Below are 14,158 nucleotides of genomic sequence, written 5' to 3' on the forward strand. Positions count from 1 at the left end.
CATCAGCAAAACAGAGGGGGACCTATGTCTCGCATAAAAGAACTCAGAGTATCTATCGACAAAAAGCTGGACGCGTTGGAGCACCAGGCGCTGGCGTTGGAATCACAGCTCACCCAGACAAAGGGACAGGCGTTCCAGCGGCTGGAGCAACGGAAGCAGCAACTCCGGGAGCTGCTCAAGCAGGTGCAGGTCGAGATCCAGCAATCGAAAGAGCTCGCTGCACAGGTCAAGACAGAGGTTCAGGCCAAGCTGGAGCATCTTCAAGTGCAATTGGCGCTCGGCAAGGCGGAAGCCCGCGAGGCGCTTGAGGAGCAGCGGACCAGGATTCTCAAGGCCCTGAGCGAGTTCGAATCCATCGTAGACGAGAAATTGAAAGGGGCCGCCTTCGAGTCGGGCAAGCTGTGGGAGAATCTCGTGGACCGGGCCAGCATTCTTGAAGCGGAATTCGAGGCGCTGAAGAACCGGTTTGAGAGCGAGAAGGCGAAGCAGGAGGCCAAGCTGGAGGAGAAAAAGCAGGAGATCCTGGCCAAGCTACAGGCCTTCAAGGACCAGCTCAAGGAGAAACGCCGGATGGTCCAGAACAAAGCCGATGCCCTGGAAAGCGACCTGCGGGAAAGGCTGGAGCAGATCAAGCGGGCGTTTCGGAGCTTGTTCGAGTGAACAAGGTGATGAAGGATCCGGGGCAAAGAAAAGGGGGGCCGTAAAGAAAAAAGTCGGGAATCTTTTCACGCGAAGCTCAGGCCTGCCTGGCCCGCAGCGAGGCCTTTACAGCGGACGGGTGTGCGCTTTCGCCCGTTACTATCAGCCTTCACAACCCGGCCGGTCGGCGTCAGAACCCGCATTTTCGAATCGGGATACAGGCGCTCTGCAGGATGGATATCGGCGCGCTCGGCTACTTCACGATGTCGAGTAGTGCGACTTCAAAGATCAGCGTGGCGCCGGGCTTGATCTTTGGCGGCGATCCACGATCCCCGTAGGCCAGGTCGGCAGGACAGACCAGACGGCTCTTACCCCCGCTTTGATGTGTTGCAGGCCCTCGGTCTAACACGTGATGACTTGATTCAGGGGAAACGTCGCTGGCTCCCCTCACTTGACCGAGCTGTCAAACACCGTGCCGTCGAGGAGCATCCCGTGATAGTGAACCTTCACCGTATCCGTCGCTTTCGGAGTTGCGCCACTCCCTTCCTTCAGCGTCGTGACGATCGCACCGGACGCGGTTTTCTTCGCTCCTGACTCCGCCGCCTTCGCGAGGAACGCGGCCCCGGCTTTCTTCTCGGCCTCGGCGACCGCCGCCGCTCGCGTCTGCTGCAATTGCTGAATCTTGGGCGTCATCGCTTGAAGATCCACCTTGCGCGGCCGCTTGAGGACGCCATCCGTGAGACCGGCCTTCACGAACTCCAGCTCGGACTCGCTGAGCGTGAAACTGCCGAGGGAGTCGCTGATGGCCAAGCCAATGGCATACAACGCTTTCTGCTCATCGGTGACGGGATCCGGTCTGGCGGCGATGGCGACAGAAACGGTGAAGCACAGCAGGGCTAAGATGGAAAAGCCGATAACGCGCATGGGTCATCCTTTCTTGTGAGGAGGTTCGGCATGGCAACGCTGCAGGCACTCTGCGGCACGATCACGAAGCGCTAGCATAGGACACCCGCCCGGACGCCCACAACACCTTTGTTGGGCAGGCTTGCGGGAGGCGAGAGCGCACAGGAAAGCGGGATGCAGGGCGTCGCCGAGCACCCAACGGATGACCGCCCGGACGAAGTACGGTATGATCGTCCATGCCGGCGAGAATCGGGCAATTCCTTAGGGCGATGTAGTAATGGACAGGGCGCATCCTCGGCGCGCATTCAACCTCGGGTGCGTCCGGCTTTCTAACCCTATTCCCGACTGGAAAGGAGGTGCGCGATGGCCTTGTACGCGTTCGACGGGACCTGGAATGAAGAAAAGGACGCGGGGGAGTACGGCAAGAACACCAACGTGGTGAAATTCCGCGACGCCTACGAGGGCAGATCTGAGTTTTACACGAAAGGGGTCGGCACCAGATATGGGTTCGTCGGGAAACTCTTCGGCGGCGCGTTCGGCGTCGGGGGTAAGGACCGGATCAACCAGGCGGCGGAGCAACTGGCGCAGTACTTTGCCGCTGGCGATCGTGACATCGACATCGTCGGGTTCAGCCGAGGCGCCGCGTTGGCTCTTCATTTCGCCAACACGATCGCGAGCCGCGGCGTGCGGGATCGGGACGGCCGGGTGATCGAAGCGCGACCTGTGATCCGCTTTCTCGGTCTGTGGGACGTGGTGGCGGCCTTCGGCATCCCGATCGATCTCGGCATCCCGTTCGGTCGGATCAACTTGGGTTATCGGCTCAGCCTGCCCGGCAACGTGACCTACTGCTTTCATGCTCTGGCGCTGGACGAACGCCGCCAGGCGTTCCGGCCGACCCGGGTTCGCGGCGGCTACGAAGTGTGGTTCCGCGGCGTGCATTCCGACATCAGCGGCGGGAACGGCAATCTCGGGCTGAACAACATCGCGCTGCGGTGGATGCTGAAGAAGGCGCTGGCGGTCGGGTGCCCGATCAACCGCAACGCCCTCGCCACGCTCGATGCGCTGGTTGATCCGCAGGCGGACATCAGCCGCAACCTGGACCCGATCAAGAACAGGCCGCGCGCCGTGCGCGCGACTGATCGCATCCACTACACAGTGACGCCCAGACCCAACCACAACAACCCGCCACCGCACGCGCCGGTCGAGAGTCCGGAGGATGAAGCGGGAAGGTTAGCGTGAATCGGACGGGAACAAAACAGGCTGAGGAGAGAACGGCTCCGGTTCCGCGGCGGTATCTTCGCTCCCGGCGTCCTCGATTTTCGTCAGGTGGAAGGCGCCACCGGGTTGCGTCGGCGCGGTGTCATCGGCGATGCGGGTGTACCACCAGCGGCCTTCGCCTTCCGAGTAGTCGTCTGAAAGTCTCACCTCGAAACCGCCTTCGCGGCCGTTTCCCGGTTGTCTCCACGTCCCCGTCCAGGTGTGATCGGAAAGCGCGAGGGTCAGGAGCTCGCCATCGTTCCACGGATAGGTTCCGTTTCCTTGTTCATCGAGTTTCAGGGTCACGACCACGCCGCTGTCTTCGTATTCCCACACCCCTTCCAGCACCTTTAAACGGTCCGGCGGGTTGGGCGCCTCGCTGACGTTCGAACTCGTGTCGGCGCGCAGGATGGCGGATGGCTGGCTACAGGCGCTCACCGCAGCCGCGCTCAACATCAGCCCGGTGATCCAAGCCCAAGAAGTTTTCACTTCACCCTCTCCATGACCGAATCGTCCGCGGGACATATCGCCGCACCGGACAAGTTCGCTACTTAGCATGATCGGCATTCCTACACAAGAATTTTTGACGGGAAGTCGCAGAGCGGTGAGCCAAGACAACTTGTCCAACCGGCGACAAGCTTCGTCCAGATCGGCGTCCGTCTTCGCAAAGCAGAAGCGGATGAAACGGTGACCCTCGGGTCCCTCGAAGAACGCTTCGCCCGGCACACCGGCCACGCCGGTCCCCTCGAGCAGGTACATCGCGCGGTCTTTTCCTGTCGCGCCGGGCAGGCGCGACGCGTCGGCAAGCACATAGTAGGCGCCTTGCGGTACGGAGGGCGGCAGGCCGGCCTTGCTCAGCGCCTGGCAGAATCGGTCCCGTTTCGCCTGATACTCGCGGGCCAAGCCCTGATAGAACGACGCCCCCAATTCCTGAATGCCGACGGCCACGCCGAACTGAAGCGGCGCCGGCGCGCAGACATAGAGCAGATCGTTCATCGCGTTGATCAGCGAGGCCCACTTGGCCTGCGCAACGCTGTAGCCGATCCGCCAGCCGGTGATGCTGAAGGTCTTGGAGTAACCGGAAATCGTGATCGTGCGCTCCCCCATGCCGGGTAGTGACGCGAGGCTCACGTGCTTCCGGTCGTCGAAGAGAAAATATTCGTAGATTTCATCGGTGAACACGAACAGGTCATGGCGGCCGGCCAGTTCAGCGATCGCTTCCAGTTCATGCCTGCTGAACACCTTGCCGGAGGGATTGGCCGGTGTGTTGACCACGATGGCCGCGGTCCGGCTCGTGATGGCCCGCTCCACGTCGGCCGGCGAGAAGGTCCAGTCCGGGGCCTGCGTGCGCACGACGCGGGGGATCGCTTCCACCGCGATCAGGGCACTGATGTGGTAGGCATAATAGGGCTCGAACACGATGACCTCGTCGCCAGGATTGAGCAACGCCAGGCAGGCGCAGTGAAACGCGCCGGTGGCGCCGGCGCTCACCGTGATCTCCGTTTCGGGATCGGCCGTGATGCCGTTGTACTCCGCCAGCTTGCGCGCGAGCGCGTGGCGCAGCTCCGGGAGGCCATCAGAGCGGGTGTAGGTGTTGATGCCTTGTCGCATCGCCCGGTCGGCCGCCTCGATCACCAGGCTCGGCGCCGGGGTATCACAGACCCCCTGCGCCATGTTGATGCCTTGTACCCGCGCGCAGGCCGAGGTCATGGCCCGAATCTCCGATTGGGTCAGCTTCGCCATACGCCGATTGCCTTCGCGCGCCATCCGACATGTTCCTTTGCTCTAAGGCCGCCCTCTTTCCTGACATACGCGCACGGAGAGGTCAAGCCTGGCCTCCTATGACGCGGGGGTGCAGGGCTCTTAACCCCTGCGCCCCCTGGGCAGGCCGATGGCACGCTGAATCGTTGGCACAGGCGGGTTCGCACCCGATCGATGTTATCTGTAGGCGGGCTGGACCTTACCGGTCCGATAAGCGTGGTAGTACGTGAGGACTTTTTTGACGTAGAAGCGGGTCTCGCGGATCGGCGGCACTTGTTGATGCCGCTTCACCCGATACTCACCGGCATTGTACGCAGCCAGCGCGAGCGTCAGGTCGCCGTTGAAGCGGTCGAGCAGATAGCGCAGATGCTTGGCGCCGCCACGGATATTCTCGATCGGGTTGAAGGGATCGTGCACCTTGAGCGACGCCGCCGTACGCGGCATCAGTTGCATCAACCCCTGCGCCCCCGTCCGAGAGACGGCGGCGGGGTCAAAATCAGATTCGGCCTTGATGACCGCCCGCAGGAGGGCGGGATGCAACCCATACCGCCGGGCATACCAGGCAATGGCCTGTTCCAATTCGCGCTGAGAGATGCGGGTTCCGATGGAAGTGGTTCCGAAGGGAAGCGGTTGATCGCGTCGATCGGCGGGCACGTTGGTCAACTTGGGCGTCCCGTCCGGCTGAAGCGCCTGATACACCTCGCTGGTCACGGCGGGTGGCACCAGCACCATCGCACTCAACATGAGCGCGACCCCCCAGCCCCGTCCCATCGACCTGGCCAGGCTCTTGCCCGTCTTGTCTGGAGTGGTGTTACCCATATTCCCGATACCTGGGTCTCCCTTCGCTGAATGGCGGCTCCCTGTGCGGCCTACCCGGCAGAGGATCAGATTCCGTGCCGTAACGATCGGAGGGACAAGAATGTTCAGCGGCGAAAAAACAGGACGTTGCGAAGAGGGGCTTCCCCTGCTTTTGGAGGAAGGCGTTTCGCCACAGGACCGCGTTTTGGCAGATGTAGGCGCAATCCTTGGCACCGCGAAAGAAGGCGTTCAGCAACGGCCCGGCCGCGGACGGGTTTCTTGACGCACGCTCGCTGTGTTACAAGTTCACTGGCTGTTCCGTCACGGAGGGAAGCGCTCCATGATCAGCCGACCGCGCTTTGCGTTCCACCTGGCGACCTTGTGGCTACTGGTCGTGGCCGGTGGCTGTGCCGAGTGGACCTACCAGCGGATGAACGATCCGTCGCGGGATGCCTGGCAGCAGCCCGAGATGGTGATCCAGGCTCTGGCGATCGCCCCCGGCTCGCGCGTCGCCGATCTGGGCGCGGGCGGCGGCTACTTCACGTGGCGTTTGGCCGAGGCGGTCGGCCCGGCGGGCAAAGTCTACGCGGTGGATGTGGACGAGACTGCGCTTCGCCTCATCGAGCGGGAGACGGCGCAGCGCGGAGTAGCCGATGTCGAACTGATCCGGGCGACGCCGACCGACGCCCGCCTGCCCGCCGCCGGCGTGGATTTGATCTTCACCTGCAACACCTACCATCACCTTCCTGATCGGACCGCCTATTTCAGGTCGCTCGCACGCGCCCTGCGGCCCGGCGGTCGCATCGCCGTGATCGAATACAAAGACAGCGGCTGGCTCTTCGGCCATGCGACGCCGAAGGAGACAGTGCTTCGCGAAATGGAAGCGGCGGGCTATCGCGTGATCCAGGAATTCGACTTTCTGCCCCAGCAGCATTTCCTGGTGTTCAGCCCGATCCGCTCATGAATCGGTCGTCTTCAGCCGACCGCTATGAACCGGCCGGCCGGCATCAAGTCGGCTGGTTTACCGCCGCCTGTGTGCTGGTGAGCAACATCATCGGCGGCGGAATCTTCACCACGACTGGGTTCATGGCACGCGACCTGGGCGACCCGGTCCTGATCCTGACGCTCTGGGTGGTCGGCGCCGGCTTCGCCCTGGCCGGAGCGATGGCCTACGGCGAGCTCGGCGCAGCGCTGCCGCAGGCCGGCGGCGACTACATCTATCTGCGCCGAGCGTACGGGCCGTTGGCCGGGTTTCTGAGCGGATGGACTTCGTTGACCATCGGCTTCGGCGCAGCCATCGCGGCTTCGGCGGTGAGCTTCGCCTCCTACTTCCTGCGCGTCGCCCCGATCGCCGACGACAACGGGTGGGCGGCCAAAGGACTCGCCTTGCTTCTGCTGTGGAGCCTGACCGCCGTCCATGTCGCGGGCGTAGGCGCCGGCGGGCGGCTACAACGGATGCTGACGACAACGAAGGTCCTCGCCATCCTTGCGCTGGCCCTGGGTGGACTCTCGCTCGGCTCAGGGAGCTGGAAGAATTTCGCTGTGCGGGCGCCCGACGCCGATCCCGGCGTGGGCACCGTGATGGTGGCGCTGATCTTCGTGATGTACAGCTACCTGGGGTGGAACGTCGCGGGGTATATCGCGGGTGAAATCGCCGAGCCAGGGCGGACCCTTCCCAGGATCATGATCGGCGCCACCGCCTTTGTGGGCGCGATGTATCTGCTGCTGAATCTCGTGTACCTGTACGCCCTGCCAGTCACCTCGCTGGCGCAGCCGCCGGTGCTGCCGGTGGCCGAAAAAGCCGCTGCCGCCCTTTGGGGTCCGGCGAGCGGACGCTTCGTCGCGGCGCTACTCTGCCTGTCGATCGCCGGCGCGGTGAGCGCCATGGTGTGGGCCGGTCCACGCGTGTACTGGGCCATGGCGCGGGATGGAGTGTTCGTCCCCTGGTTCGCCGCCCTCGACAAGAAGACCGGGGTGCCCGTGCGGGCCATCCTGCTCCAGAGCGGCTGGGCTTCGTTGTTGATTCTTACGGGCACCTTCGAGCAACTGGTGATCTACGGTGGGCTGGTCCTTGCGGTCTTTACGGCTTTCACCGTCGGGGCACTGATCGTGCTCCGACGCCGGCAACCGGACCTGCCGCGTCCCTATCGGGTGCCGCTCTATCCCGCATTGCCCGGCCTGCTGGTCGTGCTCTCACTGCTCATTGTCGGCTATAGCCTGATCCAACGACCGATCGAGTCTGCACTGGGCTTCGCGACCGTGCTGGCCGGGATTCCGCTCTACTTTGTTTGGCGCATATCACCCGAGCAGCAGCGGGCATAGACCCCACCGCTCACCTTACACACACGGCGTGAGCTTGTGTAATAAAAAAATTATGCATTGAATCGAGATCTCTCCCACCGATCGATCGGGACCGCCATATTTCCATAGCGCTGAGGCGCACCAAGGAACGGCAAGCCGAATTGCTCGCCCATCTGCCAGATACTGCATTTCGCCTGCCACAGCGGCATTCGCTTCGGGCTCGATCCTGTGGGCGGCCAGATGCCCGTCGTGGCGATCTCATGGCAACCGTTTCAGGCGCGGTTATGCTGCTGATCGCCAAGCACAGGACGGGGCCAAGGTCAACGGGGCTTGACGGGCGAACCCTGCACCTTCTGCTCGCCCGCGTGGTGGAGCCGGCCCGGTTTGAAAGCCTGGTAGTACCGCAGCACCTTGCGGACGTAGGCGCGGGTCTCGCGGATGCGCGGCAGCGTGCGCCCTTTCACGCGGTGCACGCCGGCATTGTAGGCCGCCAGGGCCAGTGGCAGGTCGCCGTCGTAGCGGTTCAAGAGACGGCGGAGCTGCCTGGCGCCGGCGCGGATATTCTGGATGGGATCAAGAGGATCAGCGACGCGGAGGGAGGCAGCGGTCCCGGGCATGAGCTGCATGAGCCCGATGGCCCCTTTGTGGGACATCGCTCGAGGACGAAAATCCGACTCGGCCTTGATGACGGCGCACAGCAGCGCCGGATCGAGCCGATATTGTTTCGCATACCAGTTGATGGCGCGGCGAAGCTCCTGGCGGGTGTAGCGCGGCCGTCCGTCCAAGTCCGACTGCGTCGTCGTGGGGAAGGCCAGCAGCAGCGCGCCCACGACCAGAGACTCACACAACCCACGCCTGAAACCTGCCCTGAAAAGTCGGTGGTTGGGGGTTGCTGCGGCCATACTCCGCCAATCGCCTGATCCCTCCACTGTCCTTGCTTGATAGCCGCTTTTTCTCAAAATTCGTGCCGATTCCGGTTCTCATGCTAACCTCTCGACCCAGCTTGAGAAATTTTGTTGCCTGCAATGCCGCCGCAGTGCGGAGATGCACACGGAGCGACCACCGTAGAGATTTTTGCCCCCACCGTTGGTCTCCAAAGAGGGAATCTGAACACCGGTCAGACAGAGGGGGTGTCAGAGTGGGGTGTAGGGAGAGTCTTTGCCGCCTGCGTTCGGTCTTCAAGCCACGTGGCCAAGATCAGCGCACCGAATCCCGGCGTGAAGAGCAGGACGCCGATCGTCGCGCCCACGATGGCCACGCCGAACAGCTCGTCGAGCGGTTGCCAGAGCGCTTCCCAAGGCAGGCACAACCGCTGGGCGGCGAGAATGAGGTCGGGGATCGGCCGGAAGATCACCAGATACCCGTTGCGCGCCAGTTCCACCGCCCACACGATACCTGCCACGGTGTTCCACGCGTAGCCGAACAATCGGAAGGACCGAATCGTGCGAGACATACTCCGTTCCCCGCCCCCGGTCACCTCTTGCCCCAGAGCTGGGCGAGCCGCTGAGCTCGACCGCAGTTGAATTTATAGAACTTGTAACGGATAGGATTCTTTCTGTAGAAGTCCTGATGATAGTCTTCGGCCGGGTAAAACGGCGAGGCCGGGACAATCTCGGTGACGATGGGTTCCTCGAACGGCTTCGTTTGTTCGACCGCCAGCTTCGATGCCTCCGCCTGCTTGCGCTGCATCTCGTCGTGATAAAAAATCGCGGAGCGGTACTGATGGCCGGTATCGCAGAACTGGCGATCGGGCGTGGTGGGATCGATGTTCCGCCAGAACACCTGCAACAACTTCTCGTAGCTCACCTTCGCCGGGTCGAAGAGAATCTCGACGGCCTCGGCATGGCCGGTTCCGCCCGCCGACACCTCCTCGTAAGTCGGATGGGCTTGCCTCCCGCCGGTGTAGCCCGAGATGACCGAGGCGACGCCGTCCACCGCCTCAAACACCTCCTCCATGCACCAGAAACACCCGCCGGCGAAGGTGGCCTTGGCCAACGGGCTTGCCGCCGGCACGTTGAAGGGTCCGGCGACCACGACCGCAACGATCGAGAGCCGCAGCAGCGACAGGATCTTCATGGGTCTCTCCCTCCCTTGCCCGGCGGTCGGCGGCCGAAGGCGTTTCTTCTCCCTCCAGCTCGCCTTTTCCAAACCGCTCGAACGGTTAGGATCTCCCCAGCGTGACGACAACGGTCTGTTCTTGTTGCCCGCGCAAGATTTTGACGGTCACTTTCTGGCCCGGCGTCGTCCGCTCGATTAGATAATTCTTCAACTGCGCACCGGCGGTGATCTCGGTCCCGTCGATCGCCAGAATAACGTCGCCTTTCTGAATACCGGCATCGCGCGCCGGCCCCATCACTTCGGAGGCCGCCACCCGCCACCGGGTCCCCATCTGAACCGCCGTGAGACCGATGCCAAGTCGCGAAAACGTCGGCTGTTCGCCGCGAATCAGCGCCGCAACCACCCGATGCACCAGTGATCCCGGCACGGCGAAGGCGAACTGGCTGCAGCGCCCCGGCCCATCCTCCTTTCCTGTCTCGATGATGGCGTGCATGACGCCCACCAACTGCCCCTGCTCGTCGAAGAGCCCGCCGCCGGAGTTTCCGCTGCACGCCGGGAGTGCGAGTTGCATGAGCCGACCTTCCGCCGTCGGCAGAAAGGTGTTCGGATTGCCGATCCGGCCGAAACCGAAGGCCGGGCCCCACCCCAGCGGATAGCCGATCGTCAGAACGGCGTCGCCGGCTTGAGGCTCGCGCTCCGCAAAGCCCACATTCGGCAAGCGGCCCGCGCCATCCGTCAGGCGATACACTGCGATGTCCAGAAATGCGCTAACCCCAACTAGTTTGGCCGGCAATTCTTCCACATCCGTCGTCAGCACCCGGATCTCCTCCTGCACGATGCGCTTCCCCCGCTCGTCCCGCTCGACCGCATGGTGCGCCGTCAGGATGTAGCCGTCATGGAGATGGACTCCCGAGGCCTGCATGACGAAATGCCCCTTGCCGGTCTGCTTGTAGGCCTCGTGCTCCGGCGCGAAGATGCCGACCGTGGCCCGTTTCGCCCGCTCGATCCCGCTGACCGTTTCGGCGGACGCCATGCCGGCCCCGACCCCGCCCATGCTCGCCACGACCACCACGCATCCCGCCGCCAGTATCAGGTTCAGCACGCTGCTCATGCCTTCCTCCGATTCAGATGCCGTCTGATCATGTCGACGACCGCCTGCGGCGTGCGCGCCGAGCGAACCAGCCCGCCGCCAAGTTTCGTGAACATCTTTACCTCCAACGGATCTCCGCCCAGCAGGATCACCGGCTTTCGCGCTTTCAGCGCCAGCGCCACTTCGGAAATCGTCCCGGGCCCGCCGGGTCCGCAGGCCACCACCACATCGCTGGAGAGGACGTTGATGTTGTTCCGGGCGTTGCCCATATCGGTGATGATTGCCACATCCACGAAGCGTGACACGCGCGTGCCAGCCGTCGGCAAAACCCCGATCGTCAAGCTGCCGGGAATCCGTTTCGCTCCCCGGTTCACCGCGTCCATCACGCCGGCGGCGCGGCCGCCGGTCAACAACACCCAGCCGTTGCGGGCGATCCCTTCGCCGAGCTCCGAGGCCAACCTCAGATGTTCCCGGGAGGCCTGGCTCGGCCCCATGACCCCAATCACCGGTCTGCGCCTCACGACGGCGACCACATAACGTGGATCTCGCGTTGCCTCGGCCCGTCCAGTTCCACCAACAGCACTGATTGCCACGTCCCCAACACCAGTGCCCCGTCCTTGACGGGCAGGGTGAGCGATGGCCCCAGAATCGACGCCGCCATGTGGGACCAAGCATGAGCCGGATCATGCGCATGCCGAAACCGAATCTTCGGGATCATCTGCTCCACCACATCGAGCAAATCGTCTTCCGTCCCCTCTCCCACTTCGCCGGTCGTGAGCGCGGCGGTCGTGTGGGCGAGGAACAATGCGCACAGGCCGTCCTTGAGCTTGGCTTGCCGGATCAGCTCGTTCACCCGAGCGGTCAGATCGACGATTTGCTTACGCTGCGACGTCGCGACCCGAACAATGTGTCCCACTTCCGTTCCTTGCGCGAAAACGAAGACGGTCGCCGAGGGCGATGCGTGAACGTATGGTGGCAGCTTTGGGCGGGAGGGTCAACCGGGCGACGATCGGAGAAGCAGCCGATAGTCAGAATCTCGACGAGGTCAGCGTCACGTCGGCGCGCGCCCAGGCCTTCTTGAATCGCTGCTCCACGGCCGCGGCTTCGTCCGTTTTGTTCTGCTTCCTCAAACTCTGGGCCAGTCCGAACAGCGCCCAGCCGTTTTCCGGGTGTCGCGCCAGGTCCTCCCGGTAGATCCGCTCCGCCTCGGCCGGGCGGCTCGCTTCGAGCAAGACGGCCCCCAAAGAATGGCGGACCGGATAATACCAGAGCGGAGGCTCATAGTAGCGCAACGCGTCTTCCAACGTGATCGCCTCTGCCAAGCGCGAGACGGCCTGCCCTCGATCGCCGCGTCGGGCGGCAATTTCTCCCGCCAGAACTTTCTCCACAATCCGCGCCAACACCGCTACCTGACTCCCGCCCAGGGTTCTGGCTCGAGGCAGGGACTTGACCGCTTCGGCCAGTCTCGCCTGTTTCGCATCCGCCTCGTCGAACCGGCCCATCGCCGCGTAGGCCAATCCGCGCGCGTAGCGCCAGATCGCCGCCGTATATACCAACTCGACCGGAGGCGACGGCACGGTTAATACCTCGCTCCATTTCCCGAACCGGACCAGCGCAAAGAGGAGCATAGGGGTGAATTCTTCCGTCGAGGGATCGTTGCGCGCCTCGTCCCACGAGACCACTCGGTGGAGTTCGCGAGCGGCTTGAATGGCTTCCCGGCTTCGCCCTTCCATGGCAAGCACCGCCCAGAGGAAGTGGAGGTTGTACGGATAGTAGCCCGTCGGATAGATGCCGGTGAGATGCCGGTGTTTTAATATTCTTGATCGACCGCCGCCGCATGCACGTTTCGCTCCACTGCTTCCCGATACCGCCCCAGTCGCAGATAAATGTGGGCGGGCATATGGACAAGATGACCCGCACCCGGGACCAGCCTCGGGAGCCGTTCGGCGCAGGGAAGTGCGCGTTCCGGCCTCTGCGACGCCTCAACGGCATGGATGTAATAGTGACACGCCCCCGGATGGTCAGGGTTCAGCGTCAAGACGCGCTCGAGGATCGCGACGATCTCTTCCGTGTTTCCCTTGGGGCACCCGTCAGGAGTCCAAAAGTTCCACGGCTGCAGGTCCATGCGCGCTTCGGCGAAGAGCGTACCGGCATCACTGTCATCCGGGTCTCGCTCCCAGACTTCCCGCATTGCCTTCGCGTAAGCTCGGTCCAGTGTCTCCCGTTTCGCGTTCGGGTCCGACGAGTACCGGGCGGCGAGTGCCTCGATGTAGGCGCGCTCCTTTGAGCTGACGCGCTGGCGCCGCGACAGGGCCTGTTGCAGGGCCTCATACGCCCGGCGTTCCTGTGCCCTGTCCATGGGGGCGTTGATGTTCGGCCCCAGCGTCAGCGCGATGCCCCAATAGGCCATGGCCGCATTGGGATTGTATCGTGCCGCTTCCTCGAACGAGTGGATCGCCTCCTCGTGATTGAAGGCGTACACCAGCCGGAGTCCCTGATCAAAATACTGCTGAGCCTTCGCCGATGCCGTGGTGATCGGGTGATGCAGGGCGCCCAGATTGTCGTACAGCGGGACTCCTGCGGACACCTGCTCCGAGACGTTCTGTCTCGCGCTCGAACACGCTCCAGAAAAAAGCGCCGCAAACAGGACAGCCCCACTCCCCCACACCACAGATCGAGACGCCACGCTCACCCTCCCCATATGCTCATAACGACACGTCCGCGCTGGCTGCCGCGACGTCTGGCTCTACGCCGCGCCGCTTGGGTTTCGAGCACCTCACCGCCCGGTTTTCAGGACTTCGCGGCCTCGCCCGGGCCGACGGCATCACGCGCATCGCCACTTGGTCCAGTTCGTCGCCGAACCGAATCAGGACTTCCTGCTGCGAGCGGATCATCGCCTGGAGGTCTCAAACTTGCGCGGTGATCTGCGCCAGCTCCCGCTGCTGAGCCTTGACCCGCTCCCGCAGGGCGATCAGAGTCTTGCCGCCTCTCACCATGCGCATCGCCTGCGCACGATCCACAAGCCATCGCATCAGCCCGTAGCTCGCCTCCGCGATGCCGCGCCGCATGCCGTTCGGCTTCGGCGGCCATGCCGCGAGCCCACGGCTGGCCGTCGATACCACGCGCCGCATTGCGGCCACCGCTTGCGCTCGGCAGAGCGCTGCCGCGAAGCGCAAGGCCTCCACCGCTGTCGCCCATCGGGAGGCAAACCGTTCCCGCATCGTTCGGAGCAGCATGGCCCGTGCGCGGCCCATGTCCCGACCCGTTTGAACCGCTGAGCGGCGCACGCCATCCGGCCTCGGGCGGCGGCCGCTCCCCGCTCGAGTTTCAACAAGACGAGGGTTCGCGAAA

At 63.5% G+C, this 14,158-nt stretch carries 17 protein-coding genes; 4 read left to right on the forward strand and 13 right to left on the reverse strand.

Features of this window, described 5'->3' with window-relative positions; translation table 11 throughout:
• Nucleotides 1-24: 24 nt before the first annotated feature.
• Nucleotides 25-660: a hypothetical protein gene (locus tag ACWHTU_RS18480; protein WP_447860876.1), complete on the forward strand. Its 636-nt coding sequence runs from the start codon at nucleotides 25-27 to the stop codon at nucleotides 658-660.
• A 232-nt stretch (nucleotides 661-892) separates the two neighbouring features.
• Here the strand turns inward: ACWHTU_RS18480 and ACWHTU_RS18485 are convergent, their stop codons facing one another.
• Complete coding sequence (locus ACWHTU_RS18485) at nucleotides 893-1,090, reverse strand: FKBP-type peptidyl-prolyl cis-trans isomerase (RefSeq protein WP_447860877.1); 198 nt, start codon at nucleotides 1,088-1,090, stop codon at nucleotides 893-895.
• Complete coding sequence (locus ACWHTU_RS18490) at nucleotides 1,087-1,563, reverse strand: FKBP-type peptidyl-prolyl cis-trans isomerase (protein ID WP_447860878.1); 477 nt, start codon at nucleotides 1,561-1,563, stop codon at nucleotides 1,087-1,089. The genes ACWHTU_RS18485 and ACWHTU_RS18490 overlap by 4 nt, the downstream gene beginning before the upstream one ends.
• Before the next feature lie 342 nt (nucleotides 1,564-1,905).
• Between ACWHTU_RS18490 and ACWHTU_RS18495 the strand changes: the two genes are divergently transcribed.
• Entirely contained in the window at nucleotides 1,906-2,781 is an 876-nt protein-coding gene (locus ACWHTU_RS18495; protein WP_447860879.1) for a phospholipase effector Tle1 domain-containing protein, read from the forward strand.
• On the opposite strand, the gene ACWHTU_RS18500 is transcribed toward ACWHTU_RS18495, so the two are convergent.
• Nucleotides 2,773-4,566 carry a pyridoxal phosphate-dependent aminotransferase gene (locus ACWHTU_RS18500; protein WP_447860880.1) on the reverse strand — a complete coding sequence of 598 codons (1,794 nt, stop codon included), beginning with the start codon at nucleotides 4,564-4,566 and terminating at the stop codon, nucleotides 2,773-2,775. The two genes, ACWHTU_RS18495 and ACWHTU_RS18500, sit on opposite strands and share 9 nt — an antisense overlap.
• A 171-nt stretch (nucleotides 4,567-4,737) precedes the next feature.
• The gene (locus tag ACWHTU_RS18505) at nucleotides 4,738-5,379 is read right to left on the reverse strand and encodes a lytic transglycosylase domain-containing protein (protein WP_447860881.1); all 642 of its coding nucleotides are present in this window, start codon (nucleotides 5,377-5,379) and stop codon (nucleotides 4,738-4,740) included.
• A 319-nt stretch (nucleotides 5,380-5,698) separates the two neighbouring features.
• Between ACWHTU_RS18505 and ACWHTU_RS18510 the strand changes: the two genes are divergently transcribed.
• The gene (locus ACWHTU_RS18510; RefSeq protein ID WP_447860882.1) at nucleotides 5,699-6,322 is read left to right on the forward strand and encodes a class I SAM-dependent methyltransferase; all 624 of its coding nucleotides are present in this window, start codon (nucleotides 5,699-5,701) and stop codon (nucleotides 6,320-6,322) included.
• Complete coding sequence (locus ACWHTU_RS18515) at nucleotides 6,319-7,680, forward strand: APC family permease (protein ID WP_447860883.1); 1,362 nt, start codon at nucleotides 6,319-6,321, stop codon at nucleotides 7,678-7,680. The genes ACWHTU_RS18510 and ACWHTU_RS18515 overlap by 4 nt, the downstream gene beginning before the upstream one ends.
• A 299-nt stretch (nucleotides 7,681-7,979) precedes the next feature.
• Here ACWHTU_RS18515 and ACWHTU_RS18520 read toward each other — a convergent pair whose 3' ends face one another.
• The 9 genes from ACWHTU_RS18520 to ACWHTU_RS18560 form a co-directional block, all read right to left on the reverse strand.
• A complete protein-coding gene (locus tag ACWHTU_RS18520) occupies nucleotides 7,980-8,489 on the reverse strand; it encodes a lytic transglycosylase domain-containing protein (protein ID WP_447860884.1) in 510 nt (169 codons plus the stop codon).
• Between the two features lie 287 nt (nucleotides 8,490-8,776).
• Nucleotides 8,777-9,112 (reverse strand): hypothetical protein, encoded by a 336-nt coding sequence (locus tag ACWHTU_RS18525; protein ID WP_447860885.1) that lies wholly within the window; start codon nucleotides 9,110-9,112, stop codon nucleotides 8,777-8,779.
• Nucleotides 9,113-9,132: 20 nt separating this feature from the next.
• Nucleotides 9,133-9,735 (reverse strand): peptide-methionine (S)-S-oxide reductase MsrA, encoded by a 603-nt coding sequence (msrA, locus tag ACWHTU_RS18530; protein ID WP_447860886.1) that lies wholly within the window; start codon nucleotides 9,733-9,735, stop codon nucleotides 9,133-9,135.
• Nucleotides 9,736-9,820: 85 nt separating this feature from the next.
• A complete protein-coding gene (locus tag ACWHTU_RS18535) occupies nucleotides 9,821-10,828 on the reverse strand; it encodes a S1C family serine protease (RefSeq protein WP_447860887.1) in 1,008 nt (335 codons plus the stop codon).
• Nucleotides 10,825-11,313, reverse strand: coding sequence for an SLOG cluster 4 domain-containing protein (locus tag ACWHTU_RS18540; protein ID WP_447860888.1), 489 nt, complete (start codon nucleotides 11,311-11,313; stop codon nucleotides 10,825-10,827). Before ACWHTU_RS18540 ends, ACWHTU_RS18535 begins: the two co-directional genes overlap by 4 nt.
• Nucleotides 11,314-11,324: 11 nt before the next feature.
• Nucleotides 11,325-11,723 (reverse strand): secondary thiamine-phosphate synthase enzyme YjbQ, encoded by a 399-nt coding sequence (locus tag ACWHTU_RS18545; RefSeq protein ID WP_447860889.1) that lies wholly within the window; start codon nucleotides 11,721-11,723, stop codon nucleotides 11,325-11,327.
• Between the two features lie 112 nt (nucleotides 11,724-11,835).
• Nucleotides 11,836-12,540 carry a tetratricopeptide repeat protein gene (locus ACWHTU_RS18550; protein WP_447860890.1) on the reverse strand — a complete coding sequence of 235 codons (705 nt, stop codon included), beginning with the start codon at nucleotides 12,538-12,540 and terminating at the stop codon, nucleotides 11,836-11,838.
• Nucleotides 12,541-12,617: 77 nt separating this feature from the next.
• Nucleotides 12,618-13,493: a hypothetical protein gene (locus tag ACWHTU_RS18555; protein ID WP_447860891.1), complete on the reverse strand. Its 876-nt coding sequence runs from the start codon at nucleotides 13,491-13,493 to the stop codon at nucleotides 12,618-12,620.
• Between the two features lie 220 nt (nucleotides 13,494-13,713).
• A complete protein-coding gene (locus ACWHTU_RS18560; protein ID WP_447860892.1) occupies nucleotides 13,714-14,061 on the reverse strand; it encodes a hypothetical protein in 348 nt (115 codons plus the stop codon).
• Between the last annotated feature and the right edge of the window lie 97 nt (nucleotides 14,062-14,158).

The sequence above is a fragment of the Nitrospira calida genome (genome assembly GCF_976986435.1).

Coding starts and splice junctions, on each gene's coding strand:
- ACWHTU_RS18510 (WP_447860882.1), top strand. CDS start 5,699: ATGATCAGCCGACCGCGCTTTGCGTTCCACCTGGCGACCTTGTGGCTA.
- ACWHTU_RS18500 (WP_447860880.1), bottom strand. CDS start 4,566: ATGGCGCGCGAAGGCAATCGGCGTATGGCGAAGCTGACCCAATCGGAG.
- ACWHTU_RS18535 (WP_447860887.1), bottom strand. CDS start 10,828: ATGAGCAGCGTGCTGAACCTGATACTGGCGGCGGGATGCGTGGTGGTC.
- ACWHTU_RS18495 (WP_447860879.1), top strand. CDS start 1,906: ATGGCCTTGTACGCGTTCGACGGGACCTGGAATGAAGAAAAGGACGCG.
- ACWHTU_RS18515 (WP_447860883.1), top strand. CDS start 6,319: ATGAATCGGTCGTCTTCAGCCGACCGCTATGAACCGGCCGGCCGGCAT.
- ACWHTU_RS18550 (WP_447860890.1), bottom strand. CDS start 12,540: ATGGAAGGGCGAAGCCGGGAAGCCATTCAAGCCGCTCGCGAACTCCAC.
- ACWHTU_RS18490 (WP_447860878.1), bottom strand. CDS start 1,563: ATGCGCGTTATCGGCTTTTCCATCTTAGCCCTGCTGTGCTTCACCGTT.
- ACWHTU_RS18480 (WP_447860876.1), top strand. CDS start 25: ATGTCTCGCATAAAAGAACTCAGAGTATCTATCGACAAAAAGCTGGAC.
- ACWHTU_RS18505 (WP_447860881.1), bottom strand. CDS start 5,379: ATGGGTAACACCACTCCAGACAAGACGGGCAAGAGCCTGGCCAGGTCG.
- msrA (WP_447860886.1), bottom strand. CDS start 9,735: ATGAAGATCCTGTCGCTGCTGCGGCTCTCGATCGTTGCGGTCGTGGTC.
- ACWHTU_RS18560 (WP_447860892.1), bottom strand. CDS start 14,061: ATGGGCCGCGCACGGGCCATGCTGCTCCGAACGATGCGGGAACGGTTT.
- ACWHTU_RS18525 (WP_447860885.1), bottom strand. CDS start 9,112: ATGTCTCGCACGATTCGGTCCTTCCGATTGTTCGGCTACGCGTGGAAC.